This is a genomic window from Pseudoalteromonas sp. S3776 (assembly GCF_005886915.1).
Lineage (GTDB): Bacteria > Pseudomonadota > Gammaproteobacteria > Enterobacterales > Alteromonadaceae > Pseudoalteromonas.
In genome coordinates, this window is the sequence record NZ_PNCU01000019.1 from 70,530 (window position 1) to 91,341 (window position 20,812).

Here is a 20,812-nt window from a genome sequence, read left to right on the forward strand (position 1 = left end):
TCCTTAGACTAATTCTCTGGTAACAATATTTCGTCATTATTGTCACCAAGATAAACCTTATAATTGATAGATTTATGGACTATTGAGCTGCCTGTTGCTAATGGGAGATATAGGCCGCCTCTTTCGCTTAAATAACCAATATTATTTGAAAACCTATCAGGGCTAAAACCAATCTCAATCAGAGGTAAATGTACATTGTCCCTAAAATTCCTATTTTCAAGCTCTGCAAAACTACCATTTCTGTTACTACTCGGCCAAATTCGAGCAGAGCAATTCTCTTTATCATTTGAAGTAATAAATACACCTACATCAATAAAACCTTTTAAGAATAAATTGTTAAGCTTCATCAAAGCTCTAAACGAACTACCTATATTTCCAGTCTCAAATTCTACACCTATTCGAATACTCTCTGAAGAAGATGAATTAGTAAAATAGCCGTGTAACTCATCTGGAACACCATTGAGGTTAAAAAAGTTACGCTTAACATACATGCCGTAGAAAACCGAAAAATACTTAGAAATGAGATACTCTGGCTGATTAATTGCTAAAAGGTACTTTTTAATAAACTCTACTATTACTTTTTCATCCAAAGTGTAAACAGCACCTTCGGCCTGAACTAATCCAAAACCATCGAAATTCTGCCTGTCCAAACGAGTTTCCCCTTTCCAACCATTATAAGATGCCAAGTTGTATTGAAATTTTTTAGACATATATTGGGCAGAATTTACAACACAAGAGGTTACAGAGCCTTTACGATTTCGAGCGAACCATGTTGTATCATTAACAACAAATTCCTCTCCTGACGTTGTAATGCCTTGCAAAGCTCCTTCAACGGCAGTATAAACTTTATTAACTACCCCGGTATTTAAACTGACAGTATTTCTTCTATTTATTATCATGATATCCCTTCATTGCATTTAGTTTTTACTTCACGGACTATACTCTCGGGCGATATATCCATAGCCTCTGCTATTTGAAATAGAGTATTTAGTGAAGGGGATCTAAGACCCCTTTCCAACAAGGAAATATAAGTTCTATCTAAGTCGCTGCACGACGCGAGCGTGTCCTGAGAAATACTTCTTTCAACTCTTAACTCTTTTAAGGTAGCTCCAAAAGCATCTTCCAATCGCAAACTTCACTCCAACCGCATGATAAGTAATATAAAGCTACCTTTTACTCAGACAATAGTCGACGGACAATAGTCTGCACAAAGGGAATTAATGTGATATGATGAGAAAATATTAATTTGGAGGAATTATGGGTTATTCAAATCAGTTTTTCGAAGCACTAGGTATTGACCCTTTATCGCAAGAAGGTTTGAAAGCATTCGCAAAAAGGTCGGGGATTTCGTTAAAACAATTAAAGTACTACAACACCAACAATATTGTACCTACAGGAAATGACCTTAAAAAACTAAAATTTGCGACCGATCTAACAGAGTTAGCTTTACGTTTAAAAATGGGGCGACTTGATAAGGATATTTTAGAAGCTATTCAGAAATATGCTGATCAGCTAGAGCCCATTTTATCTAACTACGCGCCTAAGCTTGAGTCTCCAATGAATGATTACCATTTAGAGTTCGAAACCAGCTTAGGTAAGCTTTACCGTGGCGACTGTTACAAACTCCTAAAATCAATGGAAAATGATAGTGTGGATCTAGTTTTTGCAGATCCTCCTTTTAATCTCGCCAAAATGTACCCTTCAGAAATGGACGACAACATAAAAACTGAAAAGTACCTGCACTGGTGCCAAGAGTGGATTAATGAATGCGCTCGAATATTAAAACCAGGTGGGTCCATGTTTATTTGGAATCTTCCAAAGTGGAATGCTTCATTGACGACGATACTGAATGGCATACTAACTTTTAGAAACTGGATAGGTGTAGATATTAAGTACTCTATGCCAATTCAAGGTAGATTGTACCCAAGTCACTACTCTTTGCTTTATTATGTAAAGGGCGAAAAGCCTAAAACATTTAAACCTGATAGATTACCAATGCAAACATGCCCCAAGTGCTACAGTGAACTAAAAGACTATGGTGGGTACAAAAACAAAATGAACCCACTTGGAATTAATATCAGCGATATATGGACAGATATACCACCCGTTAGACATGCAAAATACAAGCGAAGAGAAGGCTCTAATGAGCTGTCATTGAAATTGCTTGATAGGATTATTGAAATGTCCTCTAATGAAGGGGATACTGTATTCGACCCATTTGGTGGTTCAGGTACAACATATATGGCCGCTGAATTAAAGAATAGAAAATGGATAGGCTCAGAGTTAGGGCCTATAGATATTATCGAGGATAGATTTTCAATAATTGAATCCGAGCGTGAGATATTAAAAGGATACAGAGAAAAAGTTAATGCACTCTTTCCTGAGAAAATTCGATTAAACCGCGAAAAGATAGGGTTATGGACAGCTGAATCAGTTAGAAAATAACCTTTACTTGCTATTTAATACAATAAAAACCCATCCCAAAACCTGTAGTTTTAAAGTTTGTAGCGGCATAGTTAATTTGGCCATCCATTAAGAGAGAAATGTTATGCTAATTAGCATACAAATTTGGGTGAAAAAAGACGAAATTAAAACGGGCAACGTATTCTGCGGCAATCAAATTAGAAACAGCTCAGCTTATAATCGACCAAGGCTATACACAAGCAGAAGCAGAAGCAGAAGAAGGCAAAGTGATGGGGGGTAACTCAACCGTCAACATGTGGGTTACTCATTAAAGCAAGAACGGAATGACCAAGCACCATCGGCTTCACCAATGAGGTCAAATCTTGCCTTCAAAAACATCATAATTTCTCACAGCCCAGTTACCACTCGTTGTTGAAATTCTAACGAATACTGCAAACAGATAGCCAAAAACTAATGACTTATTTTAATTTTTAGGCACAAAAAAGCCCGCAGCGTTAACTGCGGGCTTTTTTGTTGAATGAGTGAGTTAGCCATGTAAGCCGGGTTCTGTCCTTTCCGAAGAAAGTGATAATCATTCGTCTAGGCCATAAATCGCTCTATGGCTCAAGCAACCTACCCGGTTCTCACGTGGGCCACGCGTTCATTATTTAAAATGATAGAACCCTATTTGGTCTTGCTCCGAGTGGAGTTTACCTTGCAACCGACTATTACTAGCGGCCCGGTGCGCTCTTACCGCACCCTTTCACCCTTACCAACCCGAAGGTTGGCGGTCTCCTCTCTGCTGCACTTGTCGTGGACTCACGCCCCCCAGCCGTTAGCTGGCACTCTGCCCTGTGGAGCCCGGACTTTCCTCCCCCTGATCATTTTCGTCACAGGCAGCGATTATCTTGGCTAACTCGGCGCGCAGTATACATGAGCTGCGCCTTGTACGCAGTAAAGATTTACGCTTTTTCGTCAATAATTGTTTTGTATAGTGCATTTTTTTTCATCCCAAAGAACTCAGCCACTACTCCACAGGCTTTTTTCATTGGCATTTCGCTCTCAAGCAGTGCCAGCATTTTTCGCGCCTCGGGTGGAATATCGTCCACAAGCTTAGGTTTGCCTGGCAACATTAAAACAATTTCGCCACGTTGCTTAGTGGGATCATCAGTTAAAAATTGCTTTAACTCACTCACTGTGCCGTTAAAAAAGGTTTCAAAGGTTTTGGTAAGCTCTTTTGCAAAAACCACTTGTTGCTCATTACCAAGTGCCGCTTCTAAATCATCTAGGCTTGCCATAATACGGTGGGTGCTTTCGTACATTATGCTGGTAATGCCTGAATTAACAGCCTCAATAAAAAAGTCTTGCCTTGCTTTACTTTTAGCCGGTGTAAAGCCAATAAATTGAAAGCGATCTGTAGGTAAACCTGAGCAACATACCGCAGTAATCGCAGCACAGGCACCGGGCACGGGTGTTACATGCGCGCCTTGCTCGCGGCACAGGTTTACAACGGCATAACCTGGGTCGCTTATCAGCGGCGTGCCGGCATCTGATACCAGCGCGATATTTTTGCCTTCGTTTAGCCAATCAATAACCTGCTGCGCTTTTTGTTTTTCGTTATGGTCATGTAATGCAAAGGTTTTAGCCTTTATACCAAAGTGGCTTAGCAGCTTACCGGTGTGGCGCGTGTCTTCAGCAGCGATTAAGTCAACCTGCGATAATGTCGCGATGGCACGCTGGCTTAAGTCGTCATAATTGCCAATTGGGGTGGCTACAATGTAAAGAGTGCCAATTTTCTGTGAATTCTCCTCATTTAACATTGAGGTCTCCTGCGTCTGTCAGTAATATAAGCAAATCGCGTTAACGTATTGGGAAATCATTGTGCGACTTAAACTTGTTAGTCTATTAATTATATTGTCAGGGTTATCGGCCTGTAGCACAACCGAAAAACCAACTAAAAATAGCGATAGTACTAATGCCAGTGCGAATGCGCTGCAAAATCAAGCAACCAGTGCCGATGCTATTTATAAATTAGCCTTAAACCGCACCGGTGCAGACAAAATTCAATTACTTTACAGTGCCCGAGATGCCGCAATTTCGGAGCAAAGCTGGCCGTTACTTGAAAATATTTGTAATGAGCTTGAGCAAACCCCAAGCGTTGATAAAATTCAAAACCGCTTATACATTGCTTATGCGCAAAAGCAGCAAAATAAAAACGATCAAGCACTCGTTATTTTACAATCGCTCGATGGCCAACTTAAACAGCCTGAGCACTTTGCTTGGCATCAATATTTAACTGCTAGCATTTATGCATCACAAAACTTTCCTAAGCGCGCTGCACCTTACTTTTTTAGGGCCTCAGAAACAGCGAATAAAAACAATATTGAAATTCCTTCATTGCAACAAGCGCTTTGGGATAACTTAACTAAGCTGTCTTCTTATGCGCTAGAGCGCTTTAATCGTGGCTCTGTTATTCAACAAGGTTGGACTAATTTAGCTTTGTACCACCAGGTATATGCAAGTAGCGGTGTAGAGCTCGACCAAGCCATTAATAACTGGCGTCGCCGTTACCCAGGGCACCCTGCAGTGGCTATTTTACCAGAGCAAGATGAAGCACTAGCCAACCTAGCTCCAGTTAACATTGAGCGTTTAGCTGTACTTTTACCGCAATCAGGCGCCAATGAGCGTTTAGGTGACGCCCTTAAAGCAGGCATTTTAGCAGGGCTTGATAAGCAAACTATTAACGATACCGTTTTTATTGATGAAAACCTTTCAACTCAAGCGTTAAACGAGCAACTAAGCCAATTTAATCCAGACTTTGTGATTGGGCCATTATTAAAAGCGAATATTGATAAACTTGCGCAAGCTAAAACACTTATCGATACGCCAACATTACACTTAAATACGTTTGATGGCGAACGACTCTCGTTGCAACACTACTTTTTTGCTTTAAATCCTGAACATGAAGTACAGCAAGCGCTGGAGCACTTTTTAGCTAAAGGTTATCAAAAGCCCATGCTATTAGCGCCTAATAATGCTAATGGCCAACGCTTGGTTGATTACTTTAATATTCAGTGGCAACGCTATAGCGAAACCAAACCCCAAATTGGTTTTTACAACGATAACAAAGACATGCCAAACACAATCACCAGTTTATTGGAAGTTGATAAGTCTAAACAGCGTATTAAAACGGTTAAGTCTTTATTTAAACAAGAAGTAGAAAGTGAAACCCGCTCACGTAGCGATATCGATGCTATTTACATTTTAGGTGATGCCATAGAAACACGCCTGATAAAACCTTATTTAGATGTAAATGTCAGTACTTTTGCAGAGCGTATTCCATTGTACGCCAGCTCAAAAAGCCACAGTAAACAAATCGATCGTACCGACAAAGGCGATTTAGAAGGACTTTACTTTACAGAGCTGCCCTGGATGCTTAATTCAACAGTTAAACAGCACAATTTACGCAACCAATACAACACCCTGTGGCCTGAAAATGCCGATATAAGCCAACGCTTATTTGCCATGGCTTACGATGCCGTGTCGGTGCTAAGCGATATTAGGCAGCTGAGCATAATGCCCGGTAATAAGTTTACCGGTTTAAGTGGAAAGCTTTCGGTTAATACCAGTGGGCACATAGAGCGTACGCTTGATTGGGCACAATACACAAATAGACGCATAAAAGCTGTACAGCTAGAAACAAAGCAGCCCGTGCCTTTATTTATGCAATCAGCCAACGAAAGCACTTCGCTTACGTTTGATTAATCTGGAGCGGCTATGTCGTGGTTTAAAGCGCTGTGGCAAAATAGCCGAGAAAAAGGCCAGTACTATGAACGCCAAGCAGAAAAATACTTAATCAGTGAGGGGCTAACGCCTATTGAGCGTAATTATTATTGCCCCTTTGGTGAGCTTGATGTGATTATGAAACACGGCGATACACTGGTATTTGTAGAAGTTAAGTTTCGTAAAAACAATGCCAGAGGCGGCGCAAATTATGCTCTTGGCGCACAAAAACAAGCACGATTAAAACGTACTATTTATCACTACTTGGCAGCAAAAAACTTAACTAATCAGCCTATCAGAGCCGACTATGTAGCCATTACAGGTCAAGGGGCTGGCAATATAAACTGGATTAAAAACGTACTTTAGAATTATCCACAAACAGATTAGTAAAACGTCCAGCAACATACAAAAATGACGAATAAATTATTGGTAGTCTATGCAAGATACAATTAAAGAAATTTTTACAGAGAGCATACAAGTACAAATAGCGGCAGGCGAAGTACTGCCAAGTGCACTAGAGTCTGCTGCATTTACCATTGCACAAAGTTTAATTAATGGGAATAAACTTCTTTGCTGCGGCACAACAAACTGCCATATGTTAGCGCAGCACATGGCCGGCGTATTAGTTAATCATTACGAAACAGAGCGCCCCTGTTTGCCTGCTATTGCACTATCTCAAGAAAACATTAATTTAGGACAAAATAGCCAGGTGGATGAGCATGATACCTTTGCTCGCCAAGTACGCGCCTTTGCACAACAAGGCGACCTACTTCTTGCGCTTGCCATTAATGGTAACGAAAAACATATTATTTCTGCTGTAGAGGCTGCACTTACCAAAGATATGAAGGTCATAGTGATGGTAGGTGATGACGGTGGAGAACTTGTTGGCTTATTAGGCCCTAATGATGTAGAAATTCGTACGCCTTCTAAGCGACCTAGCCGCATTATTGAATCTCACTTAGTTAACTTACATTGTTTAAGTGAACTGGTTGATTTAACTCTTTTCCCGCAGGATGAAAATTATGTTTAAACGCTCTCTTATTGTTTTAGGTACTGTTGTTTTACTGCAAGGCTGTGCAGCCGCGGTGGTTGCAGGAACAGCTGGTGCAGTAACTGCAGCAAATGATCGCCGTACAATTGGCTCTCAAATAGATGATAATAATATAGAAATTAAAGCCAGTATTGCGCTGAGTGAAGTTGAACGATTAGAAAAGTTTGCCAATGTAGACGCTATAAGCGTAAATGGCATTGTTTTATTAGTTGGGCAAGTTGCCAATCAAGAAATGAAAAACCAAGCTCAACAAAGCATTGAGGGGCTTTCAGGTATACGTAAAATACACAATCAAATTAGGATTGGCTCTAATATTGGTATTACCACACAAACACACGACTCATGGCTAACTTCTAAAGTAAAAGCGCAGCTGCTAACAGCGAAAGATATTCCAAGTAATAATATTAAAGTGGTAACAGAAAACGCTGAAGTATTTTTAATGGGCTTAGTATCTGAATCTGAGTCTAACCAAGCGGTTAATATTGCACGCAATGTATCGGGTGTAGAGCGCGTTATTAAAGTGTTTGAATATTTATAAAAGCACATAAAAAAACCGCTAAATTAGCGGTTTTTTTTGTATTTAAACGTTACTTAATAACGCGTAAATGCGAACCTTTTTTCTTTTCTGGCTTTTCTGGCGGCGGAGTCTCATCAATAAGTTCATCTGATGTCTCTACACTTTCAAGCTCAGGTGCAAAATCGTCTTCGTCCTCTAAAAACTCTTCTGCGGTAAAGACTGTTCCTTCGCCATTTTCACGCGCATAAATAGCAAGTACTGCACCTAAAGGCACATATACCTGCATTGGCTGCCCACCAAAGCGCGCATTAAAGCTTAGCTGCTCCATATCTAACGAAAACCCAGTTACGGCTGAAGGGCTAATATTAAGCACTATTTGGCCATCTTGTACAAACTGCGTAGGCACTTGCACTGCTGGGTAATCTGCGTCCACCACTAAATGCGGTGTGCACTCGTTATCTACGATCCAATCAAAAAAAGCACGTAATAAATAAGGACGATTAGGCGTCATTATAAACGGATCTCACGCTCTGCTTCAGTTAAAGAAGCTTGGAATGACTCACGCTCAAATAAGCGGATCATGTACTCTTTTAGCTCTTTAGCGCCAGAGCCATTAAGCTCAATACCAAGCTCTGGTAAACGCCATAATAGCGGTGCTAAGTAACAATCTACTAAGCTAAACTCTTCACTCATAAAGTAAGGTGCTTCGTTAAAGATTGGTGCAATTGCAAGTAGTGCTTCTGTTAGCTCTTTACGAGCTTGTTCAGCATCTGCAGTATTGTTATTGATTTTTTCAGCTAAGCTGTACCAATCAGTATCAATACGGTGCATCATTAAACGGCTACGACCACGCATTACCGGATAAACAGGCATTAGTGGAGGATGAGGGAAACGTTCATCAAGGTATTCCATGATGATGTTTGCCTGATATAAGCCAAGCTCACGGTCAATCAGTGTCGGTACTGTACCATAAGGGTTAATTTCGTGAAGTGCCTCTGGCAAGTTATCCTTTTCAGCCAAATGAATATCTACACTTACACCTTTTTCTGCAAGTACAATACGTACTTGGTGGCTATACATACAGTTAGCACCAGAAAAAAGGGTCATTACAGGGCGCTTATTGGCAGCTACGGCCATGCCTATACCTCCATTAAATAACTAAAACAGCAATAGGGGCTTAAGCCCCTATTGCAAAATTACCTTGTAAAATGCTCAAATTAATGAACATCTCTCCAGTATTCTTTCTTAAGCATAAATGCCAAGATAAACAGGATAACTAAAAATCCGATTACCTTAATACCTAACGCTTCTGACTCAAGGCGTGTAGGCTCACCTACATACTCTAAGAAATTCGTTAAATCACGAACAGCTTGATCGTATTCATCAACGCTTAGCTCGCCCTTACCATCTGTTTCAGTACCAACAACCTTGATGACTGTTTCACCGTGTTGTTCTACTTCTTCAGTAATAGGTGTAGGTAAACCTTGTAGCTCTTGAAGAACATGCGGCATACCTACTGATGGAAATAACGTATTATTAACACCAAACGGACGTGATTCGTCTTTGTAAAACGATTTTAAGTAAGTGTAAATCCAATCACTACCGCGCACACGCGCCACATTTGTTAGATCCGGCGGAGCCGCTCCAAACCATTTTGCAGCGTCGTCTTTTGCGATAGCGTTAAGAATATGACCACCTACTTTTGAACCGTCAAAAATTAGTTGCTCTTTACCAAGCTCTGTCGGAATACCAATATCGCGAAAAGTACGTTCATAACGTTGATACTGCATTTGGTGACAACCAAGACAGTAGTTCATGAACAACTTTGCGCCGCGCTGTAAAGAAGGCTGATCAGATATATCGTTACCCGCTTCCATAAGAGGAACCGAAGGACCCGCAGCCATAACCATATTAGGCAGCAAGTTTACTGATAAAGCAAATACACCAATAAGTAGCTTTTTCATCATTTCGTTAACCTCTCAGGCAATGGCTTAGTTTTTTCATTCTTACTGTATATAAACAACAGTACGAAGAACATAAAGTAAGTCACAGTACAGATTTGAGAAATTATCGTTTTCATATCAGTTTGTGGAGTTGCACCCACCCAACCTAAAAGAACGAAAGTTACAACGAAACCTGCAATGTTCCATTTGTGGAAACCACAACGGTAACGAACCGATTTAACACGACCACGGTCAATCCACGGTAACAATGCGAGTACCACAATTGACGCACCCATTGCCGCAACACCGATAAGCTTATCAGGGATTGCACGTAAGATTGCATAGAATGGCGTAAAGTACCAAACTGGGAAAATGTGTTCTGGCGTTTTAAGTGGGTTTGCTGCTTCAAAGTTTGGCGCTTCTAGGAAGAAACCATTCATCGCAGGCATAAAGAATACAACCCAACAGAACAAGATTAAGAAACCAACCACACCCACAATATCTTTTACTGTGTAGTACGGGTGGAACGGTATCGCATCAACAATGTCTTTTTTGTTGGTGTAATACTCATGGAATTTAAATTTAGGCTTATCTTCTTCAGCCACAGTGCCTTTTTTGCGTTTTATTTCAACACCGTCAGGGTTGTTAGAGCCCACTTCGTGTAGCGCAACAATGTGTAAGAACACTAAAATTACAATAACCAATGGTAGTGCAATAACGTGTAATGCAAAGAAGCGGTTAAGCGTTGCACCCGATATTACGTAGTCACCACGGATCCAAAGTGTTAAGTCATCACCAATTACCGGAATAGCCCCGAATAACGAAATGATTACCTGCGCACCCCAGAACGACATTTGACCCCATGGTAGTAAGTAACCCATGAAGGCTTCAGCCATTAATGCTAAGAAAATAAACATACCGAACAACCACAGTAATTCACGTGGTTTTTGGTAAGAACCGTAGATCATGCCACGGAACATATGCATATAAACAACGATGAAGAACGCAGATGCACCCGTTGAGTGTAAATAACGCAATAACCAACCGTATTCAACATCACGCATGATGTACTCTACTGATGCAAAAGCGCCTTCAGAAGAGGGAACAAAGTTCATCGTTAACCAAATACCAGTAAGTATTTGGTTTACTAGTACTAACATGGCTAGCGAGCCAAAAAAGTACCAGAAGTTAAAGTTTTTAGGTGCTGGATACTGTGCAATGTGCATGTTCCAAACACGTGTCATTGGGATACGGTCGTCAATCCAACTAACAATTTTACCAAACATTAGGCTACCCCTTTTTCTTCGCCCACTAAAATAGTGGTTTCATCAAGAAAAGTATAAGGTGGTACTTCTAAGTTCAATGGTGCAGGAACTGATTGAAATACTCGCCCAGCCATATCAAATTTAGAACCGTGACATGGACAGTAAAAACCATCATCTGTCCCTTCAACTTTTTCACTAAAGTTACCTTGGAAAAAGCCTGGAGAACACCCTAAATGCGTACAAATACCCACAGCGACAAAAATCTCTGGGCGTAATGAACGGTAATCATTTGTTGATGATTCTAGTTGTTGTGGCTCTTGCGATTGCGGATCACGAAGTTGACCTTCATGTTCTTTCATCTGCTCAAGCATTTTAGGGGTACGTGATACAACCCATACAGGTTTACCACGCCACTCGACACGTATTAATTGCCCTGGCTCAAGTTTGCTGATATCTACTTCTACAGGCGCACCCGCAGATTTAGCTCGCTCACTTGGATTCCAAGACGCAATAAAAGGAACAGCAGCCCCAGCCGCACCAACACCACCTACAACAGAGGTAGCTATGGTTAAAAAGCGACGTCGGCCATTGTCTACAGGCGCATTGCTCATCCACTTATCTCCACTATGATTCTCAACACTTGCTATATTGAGAACATCAGTTACAGCAGGTTAATTTTTCGAAATTTTTAAAATAGAAGCGATCATAATTAAAACCCTTGATTAAAACAAGGTTATTCACAGCCTCACGCTCGAATAACCCGACTTGATCAACAGGTTGATAAAGTAAGCTCGAGAATAAAGCCGAATGACTATAATAGCGCTTCTGTAAAAACAATATACTGACCAAGATCAACCCCACTAAGAGGAAACAGATAAACTGTACATGGTGATGTTGAACTTGCTCATACTACTTGCCAGCCAATTGTAGCAAAAAATTCCACCAATTAACTGATGGATTTACACTAATTACGATAATTATTTAACTTTTTTGCAGTGAAATGGGTATTTTTTAACTTTCGTACATTAAATACGCGGTAATTACAAAATATGATCAGCGCCTGGCCTTAAAAAAGGCGGCTGGAGGTAGGTAAGTACTTAAATTTAAATGCCAAAAACAAAAAACCCAGCATAAGCTGGGTTTTTGAATTCTTGATAACGTAAAAATTAACGTTTTGAGAACTGTGGACGCTTACGCGCTTTCTTAAGACCCACTTTCTTACGTTCAACTTTACGTGCATCACGTGTAACAAAACCTGCTTTACGAAGTTGTGGACGTAATGACTCGTCAAACTCCATAAGTGCACGAGTGATACCGTGACGGATAGCACCAGCTTGACCAGTTGTACCACCACCGGCAACGGTGATGTGAAGGTCAAATTTTTCAGTCATGTCAACAAGCTCAAGAGCTTGACGAACAACCATGCGTGCTGTTTCGCGACCAAAGTACTCTTCTAAAGAGCGCTTGTTGATTACGATGTTACCAGTGCCTGGGCGTAAGAATACGCGAGCACTTGAACTTTTACGACGACCTGTACCGTAGTATTGATTTGCCATGATAGTGCTCCTTAAATGTCTAGAACCTGAGGCTGTTGTGCAGCATGGTTGTGCTCAGTACCTGCGTAAACTTTAAGTTTACGGTACATTGCGCGGCCTAAAGGACCACGTGGCAACATGCCTTTAACAGCTTTTTCGATGATCATTTCAGGCTTTGCAGCTTGAAGTTTATCAAAAGTAGTAGACTTAAGACCACCTGGGAAACCAGTATGAGCGTAGTACACTTTATCTTTGAATTTGTTACCAGTTACAGTAACTTTCTCAGCGTTGATAACGATGATGTAATCACCAGTATCTACGTGTGGAGTGTATTCAGCTTTATGCTTACCGCGTAGGCGATGAGCGATTTCAGTAGCGATGCGACCTAAAGTTTTACCTTCAGCGTCAACTACGTACCAGTCACGTTTTACTGTTTCTGGTTTAGCAACAAACGTTTTCATTTATAAAAATCCAATGTTTTTCAATTAAAACCACAGGCAGTTATTATTAACTACCGCTCTAAGTATGCTATAACCCCTTCGAGTTTTAGACTTTAGCGCCGCTCACAAGTGGCTAAACTATATGAGGACATAGAACGCAACGTGGCAGACGCGGGAGTATACCAGCACTTAAAACACATTGCTACCGAGCGGTTGTTTTTTCCACAAGAAAATTACAAAAAATTATGTATTGATATAAAAACATAATAAGGCCGGTAAAAAGAGTTATTACGCGCTTATTAACTGGCGCTACGATAAATGCTCTTTTGCTAAATACTCTAATGACTGCATTTCTTGAAGGCGACTAATACAACGTTTAAATTCAAAGTTAAGGTTGCCCTGCGTATATAGCTCAGTAATCGGCTTTTCAGCCGAAATAATTAAGGTGACATGGCGCTCGTAAAATTCATCCACTAAGGCTATAAAGCGTCTAGCTGCATCGTCATTATTTTGCCCAAGCTGCTTTACATTAGAAAGTATAACGGTGTTATATAAACGGCTAATTTCCATGTAATCGACTTGGCTACGTGCGGTTTCGCACAGTTCGCTAAATTCAAACATCACTACGCACTTAGCTACTTTACGCGTATTGATTAAGCGCCCTTCTATTTCTATGGGTTGATCAAGCTCCCCCGCCTCTGGCGAGAGCTTATCAAAATATTCAAATAAGTTTTTATCGGCTTGCTCATCTAATGGGCTGTGAAATATTTCGGCTTGCTCAAGGGTACGCAAGCGATAATCAATGCCAGAGTCTACATTTACTATTTCTGTGTTCGCTTTTACCAGTTCAATGGCCGGAATAAAACGCGCACGCTGTAAGCCGTTTTTATATAAATCATCAGGTACTATATTAGAGGTGGCGACTAATACGATATTGCGTGCAAATAATGCCTGCATTAAGCCGCCGAGTAACATGGCATCGGTAATATCTTGCACAAAAAATTCATCAAAACAGATAATGTCGGTTTCGGCTTTAAATATGTCGGCAACAATTTCTAGCGGGTTACTTTTATTATTAAGTTTTTTTAGTTCATCGTGAACTCGGTGCATAAAGCGATGAAAATGCACGCGCATTTTACGCTCACCTGGCAGTGCCTCATAAAAGGTATCGACTAGGTAGGTTTTACCACGCCCTACACCGCCCCAAAAATAAAGCCCTTTTATTGGCTCAGGTTTGTTTTTATTAAACAACTTTGCAAAAAAACCTTGCTGCTGCGGTTTTTTATTTGTCAGGTCATCGTATAAACGTTGTAAATGGCGCACTGCATTTTCTTGTGCTTGGTCATGTACAAAGTCATCGCGCTTAAGATCTTGCTGGTAAGTTTGCCAAGGAGTCATATCTAATTACATTTTAAACACAGTTTAATTTGCTCAGCATATTAACACGCATCTTAACTCGGGGTATATTACCCACAGGATGATTTATATTTGAATCAGGCATTATTAGATATTTTTTCCCAAAGGGGTAAAGTTATGGGCACAGTTACGTGGGTAGGTTTAATTATTATTACTGCTGTAGTGGCATTTTTTGTTGGTGCGTTCGTTACTAAAAAACAATTTAAACAAGATGAATTAAAAGAACAAGCAGAGCAAGCACAAAACGCGCTTGAGCAGTATCGCCAAGATGTGGCTGATCATTTAGCAAGCACCGGTAAGCTTGTGAATAAAATGAAAGAAAATTACGACCAACTACTCAGCCATGTTGAAGAAACTAATCAACTACTACTTGATGATAAAAACAAAGTCCCTAGTGAGCCGTTTTTCTCTAAAGAAACAACCGAGCAATTACAAGCGTCTTTAAAAGAACGCGAAGTTGACCGTTCATCTGCACAGGCACAACCTGCCGATTACGTATCGGGCGAGTCTGGTTTGTTTGCAGGGCAAGATAGCGATTCAAAAACAGTAAAAGCCTCTTAATATACGATGCACGCTAAAATGTTAGTGCTATCTTGAGGAACTTTTTTTTGACCCCATAGTCTTTAAATGTAACAGCTTTATATTTAAATTCGAAGAGGCTGCTTATGCAGCCTTTTTGCTTTTCCTGTGATGTGGAGTACACCCTGACTATGAAAATGAAATTATCACTTATTAGTGCTGCAATCTTATCTACAAGCTTATTATTAAGCCCTATGGCCTCTTATGCAAAACTACCTATTGCTGTTAACGGCCAACAATTACCTACACTTGCGCCTATGCTTGAGCAAATTACTCCTGGCGTTGTGAGCATTCAGGTTTCTGGGTCAAAAGAAGTACGTCGTCGTGCAGACCCCCTTGAATACTTTTTTGGCAACCCTCAACCACGTAGCCAAAAACGTCAATTTAGCGGGTTGGGTTCAGGGGTTATTATTGATGCCGATGAAGGTTATGTCGTAACAAATAATCACGTAATTCAAGATGCCGAAAAAATGGTGGTGACGCTAGAAGATGGCCGTGAATTTGAAGCGACTAAAATAGGTACAGATAAAGAGTCAGATATTGCATTATTACAAATAGATGCAGATGACTTAACCGCGGTTAAATTAGCCAATTCAGATAAATTGCGTGTCGGCGACTTTGCAGTGGCCATCGGTAATCCATTTGGTTTAAGCCATACCGTAACCTCAGGTATTGTAAGTGCATTAGGGCGTAGTGGTTTAAATATTGAAGGCTACGAAGACTTTATTCAAACCGATGCGGCTATTAACCAAGGTAACTCAGGAGGCGCCTTAGTAAACCTAAATGGTGAACTCATTGGTATTAATACTGCTATTTTAGGTGCCTCGGGTGGAAATGTAGGTATTGGCTTTGCTATTCCATCAAATATGATGAAAAACCTAGTTGACCAAATTATTGAACATGGCGAAGTTCGCCGTGGCTCACTGGGTATTTCTGGCCGCCCACTTGATGCAGGCCTTGCAAAAGCACAACAACTTGACGTTAAACAAGGGGCTTACGTTATGCAAGTAATGGATGATACCGCAGCAAGTAAAGCAGGTATTAAAGCTGGCGATGTTATTATTAGTATTAATGGTAGCGATATTAGTGGCTTCCACGAGCTGCGTAGCAAAATAGCGACTTTAGGTGAAGGCCGTGAAGTTAAATTAGGTATTTACCGCGATGGCAAAGTAAAAACTATTAAGGTGACCCTTGATGGCGCATCAGGTGTAACAGCTGCAGGCGATGAACTGCATCCTGCATTCCAAGGTGCAACGCTTGAAAACGTGCAAAAAAATGGCACTAAAGGTATTGAAGTCGCCACAGTAGATCCGCGCTCTCCTTCGGCACGCGTAGGTCTTGAAGAAGGTGATATTATTGTACAAGTTAACCGCCAACGTGTAGAAAACATTCGTCAAATGAACAAAATTATCGAAGATACCCAAGGTAATATTGTACTTGGCGTTAAACGTGGTAGAGAGTCTATCTTTGTACTTATTCAATAAGTAACACACTATAAATAAGCAATAAAAATAACAGCAGCACTTGCCGCTGTTATTTTTTTTGTGCCATCATAAAGAATTGCTCACTAACAATAAGAATCTCGTGCTGAAATTACTAAAATTTGTACTTCCCCCCTTGTTTGTCGGTTTAGGTATCGCTTTTTTAGTGGTTTTTTTCAGCCCTAATATGCGCGCCTCTTTACTCCCTAATGTTCCCTTGCCCAGTGCTATGAGCTCAAATCATCTTAGTTTTGCTGACGCGGTTAAACGTGCTGCACCGTCGGTAGTGACTATTTTTTCAGAAAGCATTTCTAAAGAGCCTAGGTATAAGCAACAAAACACCGTTCAAGAGCTGGGCTCTGGGGTTATTATGACCCAAGATGGTTACATTTTAACTAACTACCACGTCATAAATAATGCAGATCAAATTTTGGTTATATTAACCGATGGCCGACGCTTTTTTGATGTGCAGTTAATTGGCTTTGACACTATTACCGACTTAGCCTTATTAAAAATTAACGCCGATCACCTGCCCGTTATTCCGGTAAACGACAATTACACCACAAGTGTAGGCGATGTAGTACTAGCCATAGGTAACCCACTCAATTTAGGGCAAACCATCACCCAAGGTATAATCAGCGCCACCGGTAAACAAAAAATTACCGATAGCCCTTACAACAACCTATTACAAATGGATGCCGCTATAAATGTAGGTAACTCTGGTGGCGCCTTAGTTAATTCTAATGGTGATTTAGTGGGAATTACGTCTGCGCAGTTTAAAACCCGTGAAAACCTAAATATCCAAGGAATATTTTTTGCTGTTCCCTATTCGCTGGCTAAAGAAGTAATGGCAAAGCTGATACGCCATGGCCGTGTAGTACGTGGTTATTTAGGGTTTGAAGGCACGGCCGTTGATAGCACAGGCAAAGAAGTAAACGACAGTCTAACGCCGGTTGCAGGCATGCGAATCACCAATTTAGACCCACTAGGCCCTGCATGGCAAGCTGGCATTGAAGAGCAAGATATTGTTATTAAAATTGCAGGATTAAGCGTTGCCAACCCGCAAAAAGTACTCGAAAAAATAGGCAATACACAGCCCGGTAAAGAAATAGAATTTGAGCTGTATCGAAACGGTAAAATAAAAAAAATAATGGTTAGAGTTGCAGAACTCGAGACTAAACTCTAACCAAAGTGACAATAAAAAGGTCGGATAGCAATACGCATATCCGACCTTTTTTATGTCTAAAGTAAACTGTCTTTAACCCAGTGTACTTAATTTAGCGAGCAAGTTTGCCCTCACCTCAAAGCAAATAAATATTATTGCGAATGGGTATTAGCTACTTCTGCGCTTAATATTAGCGCCTAAGCCACTGAGTTTATCTTCAATGCGTTGATAGCCTCGGTCTACGTGGTAAATACGATCGACTACCGTTTCACCTTGCGCCACAATACCGGTTAAAATTAAGCTTGCAGAGGCACGTAAATCAGTTGCCATTACCTGAGCACCACTTAAACTTTGCGTTTCACCACAAATAGCCGTGTGCCCTTCTAAACGAATATTAGCGCCCATGCGTTGTAACTCAGGTACATGCATAAAACGGTTTTCAAAAATGGTTTCGGTAATTGTTGCACTGCCATTAGCCACTACATTTAACGCGGTAAACTGCGCTTGCATATCGGTTGGAAAACCAGGGTGAGGCATGGTTTTAATATTAACGGCTTTAAGCTCACGATTACGCATATCTAAATAAATGCTGTCATCGTTTACTTCAACTAATGCATTCGCGGCACGTAATTTTTCAATAACAGGCTCAAGTGAATGATAATCTGTTTTTTTACACAGTACTTCGCCTGCAGCCATTGCTGCTGCAACTAAAAAAGTGCCCGTTTCAATGCGGTCAGGTAAAATACTGTGCTCACAGCCGTCTAAACGCTCTACGCCATCAATTTCTATACGGCTTGTACCTGCACCAGTAATTTTTGCACCCATTGCTATTAGGCAATTGGCAAGGTCAATAATTTCGGGCTCGCGTGCTGCGTTTTCAAGTACCGTTTTACCATCGGCAAGTGCTGCGGCCATTAGTAAGTTTTCGGTTGCGCCAACACTCACCATTTCCATAAAAATTTCAGCGCCTTTAAGACGACCTTCTACTTTTGCATTGATATAACCGTTTTCAACGTTTATTTGCGCGCCCATGCGCTCTAAACCTTGAATATGTATATCAACTGGGCGAGCGCCTATTGCACACCCACCAGGTAGCGATACCTGCGCCTCACCAAAACGTGCCACTAAAGGCCCTAGGGCTAAAACAGAAGCGCGCATCTGCTTAACTAAATCGTAAGGAGCAAGTGTTTTATTAACGGTTGCACCGTCAATGTAGAGTGTATCGCCTTGCCAATTTACGGTCGCGCCTAAGGTGCTTAAAAGCGCTTCGGTGGTTACAATATCGCGAAGGCGAGGTACATTCGTAAATGTACTCTTACCGTCGCCAAGCAATGCAGCGAACAAAATTGGTAATGCGGCATTTTTAGCGCCAGAAATAGTTACTTCACCAGCAAGTGAAGTGCCACCTTGAATTACAAACTGATCCATTAAGAGGCCTTAACTATTGAGGTAAAATAAATTTTTGTTCACGCTTCCACTCAGTTGGCGTAAATGCACGAATTGATACAGCGTGAATTGTACCGTCTGAAATAGTATTCATTAATGGGCCATAAACTAGCTGTTGCTTTTTAACGCGGCTTAAACCGTCAAAGCACTCACCTACCGCAATTACTTCATAATGGCTACCATTGGCTTTTACTTTTACTTCAGATAATTGAAGTTCATCGCGTAATAACGTTTCGACTTGGCTAGTTTCCATAACTCTCACTCAAATAAAGTTGTTACCTGACCCAATTGCATTAAATTTTGCAATTGCTCAGGTGGGTTTTGCAATTCAAGGCGTGTGCCCTGTTGCTTAAATTCAGCAAAAGAGTGAATTAACCAAGCTAAGCCCGCTGTGTCAACCCTCATTACCTCACAAAGGTCAAAATAGATGGTTTTATGCTTACTTAATGACTGGACGTTCAGAAGCTGTTCATTGCCAATTGAGCTGCGGGTAAGTTCACCACTTACCCTATAATGCTGCTCATCAACTTGGCTAATTGCCAATTTAGTCATTGCTGTTGTTGCCTCTAAATTGCACAGGTAGCTGACTCTTTTGCTCCAGTAATTTGCTTACATGCGCAATACCCTGCTGGCGCAAAATACCTTGTAGCTCACTTTGTTTTGCATCAAGTAAGCTAATTCCTTCTGCAATCATATCGTATGCACGCCACTCGCCACTGCGATCTTCACGCACTTTAAAATCAATTTTTATGTCAGGTTTACCATCTTCAATGATTTTAGTTTTTACTACAACCACATCTTTTCCTTTAAATGGTTGTGCTGCACCAAATTCAACATGTTGGTCTGTATATTGAGTAAATACCCCAGCGTAAGTTGCGACTAAATAGCTTCTAAACGCGCCAATAAATTCTTGGATGTCTTTTATCGCTTTGGCCTTTTGCGCTTCATCTTTAATCGCACGTACTTTAGACACTTCACTACCTAATACGCGTAATGCTGCATATTTGTAGTCTATGTAAGGCATAAGCTCTTCTTCAACAATAACACGAAGGTGTTCTTTATCTTTAACGATAAGCGGTTGATCTTTTTTAATGCGCTCAAAAGTATGCTCTGATACTTGGCGTACCATTTTATTAGGATCTGTCAATTTTACTTCGGCTGCGCTAACACTTTGCACTGCAAGGGTTGCACCAAGTGCAATAACGGCTAAAAACTGTTTCAACATAATAATTACTCACTACCTTGATTGAATAAAAACTGCCCAATTAACTCTTCTAAAACAAGTGCAGACTTCGTATCTGTGATTGAATCACCATCACCTAGCGCTTTGCTTTCTACGCCAAATAACTCATCGATTGCTTGATCTTGCGCGTTTTCGGTCACTGTTTCACCTAAACAGCGTTGTTCTGCTGCATTAGGAGAAATAACAGGGTGAATACCTAAGTACTGCTCCCCTAAAATTCCCGATGTTAAAATTGAGATTGAGCTCGTGTCTGAAAAACGACATAAATACTGTGCATCAATAGTCATATTGACCACAGGCAAAAACTCCTGCGGATGGACATAAATAGATTCAACACGCCCAATTACTACGCCCCCTACTTTTACCGGTGCGCGCGCTTTAAGTGAGCCAATATTTTCAAACTTTGCATTTAGCGTGTAGGTTTCGCCCGACCCGCTAATACCCGAATTAGCCACTTTAAGTGCTAACATTGCAAACGCTAAAATGCCTAATGCGACAAAAAAGCCAACTAAAATCTCTAATTTCCGTGAATTCATTATCTATAC

At 40.8% G+C, this 20,812-nt stretch carries 24 protein-coding genes, 1 other RNA gene and 2 pseudogenes; 9 read left to right on the forward strand and 18 right to left on the reverse strand.

Translation table 11 applies throughout. From position 1 onward, the window contains the following. Positions 1–8 precede the first annotated feature (8 nt). Positions 9–899: a hypothetical protein gene (locus CWC16_RS09615; protein ID WP_138541389.1), complete on the reverse strand. Its 891-nt coding sequence runs from the start codon at positions 897–899 to the stop codon at positions 9–11. Next, on the reverse strand, positions 896–1,132 hold the full coding sequence (locus CWC16_RS20400; RefSeq protein ID WP_138541390.1) for a helix-turn-helix domain-containing protein: 237 nt from the start codon (positions 1,130–1,132) through the stop codon (positions 896–898). Before CWC16_RS20400 ends, CWC16_RS09615 begins: the two co-directional genes overlap by 4 nt. 125 nt (positions 1,133–1,257) lie before the next feature. Here CWC16_RS20400 and CWC16_RS09625 point away from each other — a divergent pair, with 125 nt between their 5' ends. Then, complete coding sequence (locus CWC16_RS09625) at positions 1,258–2,445, forward strand: DNA-methyltransferase (RefSeq protein WP_138541391.1); 1,188 nt, start codon at positions 1,258–1,260, stop codon at positions 2,443–2,445. A 170-nt stretch (positions 2,446–2,615) separates the two neighbouring features. Beyond that, positions 2,616–2,776: pseudogene (locus CWC16_RS20240) on the forward strand (IS3 family transposase); the annotation flags it as partial. Between the two features lie 167 nt (positions 2,777–2,943). On the opposite strand, the gene rnpB reads toward CWC16_RS20240, so the two are convergent. After that, positions 2,944–3,322: RNase P RNA component class A (rnpB, locus tag CWC16_RS09630), an RNA gene on the reverse strand. Positions 3,323–3,365: 43 nt separating this feature from the next. Beyond that, positions 3,366–4,223 carry a 16S rRNA (cytidine(1402)-2'-O)-methyltransferase gene (rsmI, locus tag CWC16_RS09635; protein WP_138541392.1) on the reverse strand — a complete coding sequence of 286 codons (858 nt, stop codon included), beginning with the start codon at positions 4,221–4,223 and terminating at the stop codon, positions 3,366–3,368. A 61-nt stretch (positions 4,224–4,284) separates the two neighbouring features. Between rsmI and CWC16_RS09640 the strand changes: the two genes are divergently transcribed. The 4 genes from CWC16_RS09640 to dolP all read left to right on the forward strand — a co-directional run bounded on the left by CWC16_RS09640 (position 4,285) and on the right by dolP (position 7,775). After that, positions 4,285–6,168 carry a penicillin-binding protein activator gene (locus CWC16_RS09640; RefSeq protein WP_138541393.1) on the forward strand — a complete coding sequence of 628 codons (1,884 nt, stop codon included), beginning with the start codon at positions 4,285–4,287 and terminating at the stop codon, positions 6,166–6,168. Between the two features lie 12 nt (positions 6,169–6,180). After that, positions 6,181–6,552, forward strand: coding sequence for a YraN family protein (locus CWC16_RS09645; protein ID WP_138541394.1), 372 nt, complete (start codon positions 6,181–6,183; stop codon positions 6,550–6,552). A gap of 70 nt (positions 6,553–6,622) precedes the next feature. After that, positions 6,623–7,216 (forward strand): SIS domain-containing protein, encoded by a 594-nt coding sequence (locus CWC16_RS09650; RefSeq protein WP_138541395.1) that lies wholly within the window; start codon positions 6,623–6,625, stop codon positions 7,214–7,216. Next, on the forward strand, positions 7,209–7,775 hold the full coding sequence (gene dolP, locus CWC16_RS09655; RefSeq protein WP_004589110.1) for a division/outer membrane stress-associated lipid-binding lipoprotein: 567 nt from the start codon (positions 7,209–7,211) through the stop codon (positions 7,773–7,775). The genes CWC16_RS09650 and dolP overlap by 8 nt, the downstream gene beginning before the upstream one ends. A 49-nt stretch (positions 7,776–7,824) precedes the next feature. On the opposite strand, the gene CWC16_RS09660 is transcribed toward dolP, so the two are convergent. The 9 genes and pseudogenes from CWC16_RS09660 to CWC16_RS20405 form a co-directional block, all read right to left on the reverse strand. Next, on the reverse strand, positions 7,825–8,265 hold the full coding sequence (locus CWC16_RS09660) for a ClpXP protease specificity-enhancing factor (protein WP_055014194.1): 441 nt from the start codon (positions 8,263–8,265) through the stop codon (positions 7,825–7,827). Then, complete coding sequence (sspA, locus tag CWC16_RS09665; RefSeq protein ID WP_055014195.1) at positions 8,265–8,891, reverse strand: stringent starvation protein SspA; 627 nt, start codon at positions 8,889–8,891, stop codon at positions 8,265–8,267. Before sspA ends, CWC16_RS09660 begins: the two co-directional genes overlap by 1 nt. 80 nt (positions 8,892–8,971) lie before the next feature. After that, positions 8,972–9,721 (reverse strand): cytochrome c1, encoded by a 750-nt coding sequence (locus tag CWC16_RS09670; protein WP_138541396.1) that lies wholly within the window; start codon positions 9,719–9,721, stop codon positions 8,972–8,974. Next, positions 9,718–10,983 (reverse strand): cytochrome b, encoded by a 1,266-nt coding sequence (locus CWC16_RS09675; protein WP_138541397.1) that lies wholly within the window; start codon positions 10,981–10,983, stop codon positions 9,718–9,720. Before CWC16_RS09675 ends, CWC16_RS09670 begins: the two co-directional genes overlap by 4 nt. Next, positions 10,983–11,573, reverse strand: coding sequence for a ubiquinol-cytochrome c reductase iron-sulfur subunit (gene petA / locus CWC16_RS09680; protein WP_004589105.1), 591 nt, complete (start codon positions 11,571–11,573; stop codon positions 10,983–10,985). Before petA ends, CWC16_RS09675 begins: the two co-directional genes overlap by 1 nt. A gap of 555 nt (positions 11,574–12,128) precedes the next feature. Beyond that, the gene (gene rpsI, locus CWC16_RS09685) at positions 12,129–12,521 is read right to left on the reverse strand and encodes a 30S ribosomal protein S9 (protein ID WP_024600778.1); all 393 of its coding nucleotides are present in this window, start codon (positions 12,519–12,521) and stop codon (positions 12,129–12,131) included. A gap of 8 nt (positions 12,522–12,529) precedes the next feature. Further along, on the reverse strand, positions 12,530–12,958 hold the full coding sequence (gene rplM / locus CWC16_RS09690; protein ID WP_004589103.1) for a 50S ribosomal protein L13: 429 nt from the start codon (positions 12,956–12,958) through the stop codon (positions 12,530–12,532). A 288-nt stretch (positions 12,959–13,246) separates the two neighbouring features. Continuing rightward, on the reverse strand, positions 13,247–14,335 hold the full coding sequence (gene zapE, locus CWC16_RS09695) for a cell division protein ZapE (RefSeq protein WP_138541398.1): 1,089 nt from the start codon (positions 14,333–14,335) through the stop codon (positions 13,247–13,249). A gap of 95 nt (positions 14,336–14,430) precedes the next feature. Then, a pseudogene (locus CWC16_RS20405) lies at positions 14,431–14,559 on the reverse strand (hypothetical protein); the annotation flags it as partial. Here CWC16_RS20405 and CWC16_RS09700 point away from each other — a divergent pair. The 3 genes from CWC16_RS09700 (at position 14,504) to CWC16_RS09710 (ending at position 17,599) form a co-directional block, all read left to right on the forward strand. Further along, complete coding sequence (locus tag CWC16_RS09700; protein WP_502705073.1) at positions 14,504–14,914, forward strand: Z-ring associated ZapG family protein; 411 nt, start codon at positions 14,504–14,506, stop codon at positions 14,912–14,914. The pseudogene CWC16_RS20405 and the gene CWC16_RS09700 overlap by 56 nt on opposite strands. Positions 14,915–15,063: 149 nt before the next feature. Further along, positions 15,064–16,416: a Do family serine endopeptidase gene (locus CWC16_RS09705; RefSeq protein ID WP_055014201.1), complete on the forward strand. Its 1,353-nt coding sequence runs from the start codon at positions 15,064–15,066 to the stop codon at positions 16,414–16,416. A gap of 100 nt (positions 16,417–16,516) precedes the next feature. Further along, a complete protein-coding gene (locus tag CWC16_RS09710; RefSeq protein ID WP_138541400.1) occupies positions 16,517–17,599 on the forward strand; it encodes a trypsin-like peptidase domain-containing protein in 1,083 nt (360 codons plus the stop codon). Positions 17,600–17,746: 147 nt separating this feature from the next. Here CWC16_RS09710 and murA read toward each other — a convergent pair whose 3' ends face one another. The 5 genes from murA to mlaD are packed head-to-tail and all read right to left on the reverse strand — an operon-like array spanning position 17,747 to position 20,803. Further along, positions 17,747–19,006, reverse strand: coding sequence for a UDP-N-acetylglucosamine 1-carboxyvinyltransferase (gene murA / locus CWC16_RS09715; protein WP_138541401.1), 1,260 nt, complete (start codon positions 19,004–19,006; stop codon positions 17,747–17,749). 13 nt (positions 19,007–19,019) lie between these two features. Beyond that, positions 19,020–19,277, reverse strand: coding sequence for a BolA family protein (locus CWC16_RS09720; protein WP_004589097.1), 258 nt, complete (start codon positions 19,275–19,277; stop codon positions 19,020–19,022). Between the two features lie 5 nt (positions 19,278–19,282). Further along, a complete protein-coding gene (locus tag CWC16_RS09725; protein ID WP_138541402.1) occupies positions 19,283–19,576 on the reverse strand; it encodes an STAS domain-containing protein in 294 nt (97 codons plus the stop codon). After that, complete coding sequence (locus CWC16_RS09730; protein WP_055017520.1) at positions 19,569–20,249, reverse strand: MlaC/ttg2D family ABC transporter substrate-binding protein; 681 nt, start codon at positions 20,247–20,249, stop codon at positions 19,569–19,571. Before CWC16_RS09730 ends, CWC16_RS09725 begins: the two co-directional genes overlap by 8 nt. A gap of 5 nt (positions 20,250–20,254) precedes the next feature. Further along, on the reverse strand, positions 20,255–20,803 hold the full coding sequence (mlaD, locus tag CWC16_RS09735) for an outer membrane lipid asymmetry maintenance protein MlaD (protein WP_004589094.1): 549 nt from the start codon (positions 20,801–20,803) through the stop codon (positions 20,255–20,257). Positions 20,804–20,812: the final 9 nt, after the last annotated feature.

Coding starts and splice junctions, on each gene's coding strand:
- CWC16_RS09645 (WP_138541394.1), top strand. CDS start 6,181: ATGTCGTGGTTTAAAGCGCTGTGGCAAAATAGCCGAGAAAAAGGCCAG.
- rsmI (WP_138541392.1), bottom strand. CDS start 4,223: ATGTTAAATGAGGAGAATTCACAGAAAATTGGCACTCTTTACATTGTA.
- sspA (WP_055014195.1), bottom strand. CDS start 8,891: ATGGCCGTAGCTGCCAATAAGCGCCCTGTAATGACCCTTTTTTCTGGT.
- rplM (WP_004589103.1), bottom strand. CDS start 12,958: ATGAAAACGTTTGTTGCTAAACCAGAAACAGTAAAACGTGACTGGTAC.
- CWC16_RS09675 (WP_138541397.1), bottom strand. CDS start 10,983: ATGTTTGGTAAAATTGTTAGTTGGATTGACGACCGTATCCCAATGACA.
- CWC16_RS09660 (WP_055014194.1), bottom strand. CDS start 8,265: ATGACGCCTAATCGTCCTTATTTATTACGTGCTTTTTTTGATTGGATC.
- CWC16_RS09670 (WP_138541396.1), bottom strand. CDS start 9,721: ATGATGAAAAAGCTACTTATTGGTGTATTTGCTTTATCAGTAAACTTG.
- CWC16_RS09650 (WP_138541395.1), top strand. CDS start 6,623: ATGCAAGATACAATTAAAGAAATTTTTACAGAGAGCATACAAGTACAA.
- zapE (WP_138541398.1), bottom strand. CDS start 14,335: ATGACTCCTTGGCAAACTTACCAGCAAGATCTTAAGCGCGATGACTTT.
- murA (WP_138541401.1), bottom strand. CDS start 19,006: ATGGATCAGTTTGTAATTCAAGGTGGCACTTCACTTGCTGGTGAAGTA.
- petA (WP_004589105.1), bottom strand. CDS start 11,573: ATGAGCAATGCGCCTGTAGACAATGGCCGACGTCGCTTTTTAACCATA.
- CWC16_RS09720 (WP_004589097.1), bottom strand. CDS start 19,277: ATGGAAACTAGCCAAGTCGAAACGTTATTACGCGATGAACTTCAATTA.
- CWC16_RS09625 (WP_138541391.1), top strand. CDS start 1,258: ATGGGTTATTCAAATCAGTTTTTCGAAGCACTAGGTATTGACCCTTTA.
- CWC16_RS09705 (WP_055014201.1), top strand. CDS start 15,064: ATGAAAATGAAATTATCACTTATTAGTGCTGCAATCTTATCTACAAGC.
- CWC16_RS09730 (WP_055017520.1), bottom strand. CDS start 20,249: ATGTTGAAACAGTTTTTAGCCGTTATTGCACTTGGTGCAACCCTTGCA.
- CWC16_RS09615 (WP_138541389.1), bottom strand. CDS start 899: ATGATAATAAATAGAAGAAATACTGTCAGTTTAAATACCGGGGTAGTT.
- mlaD (WP_004589094.1), bottom strand. CDS start 20,803: ATGAATTCACGGAAATTAGAGATTTTAGTTGGCTTTTTTGTCGCATTA.
- dolP (WP_004589110.1), top strand. CDS start 7,209: ATGTTTAAACGCTCTCTTATTGTTTTAGGTACTGTTGTTTTACTGCAA.
- CWC16_RS09725 (WP_138541402.1), bottom strand. CDS start 19,576: ATGACTAAATTGGCAATTAGCCAAGTTGATGAGCAGCATTATAGGGTA.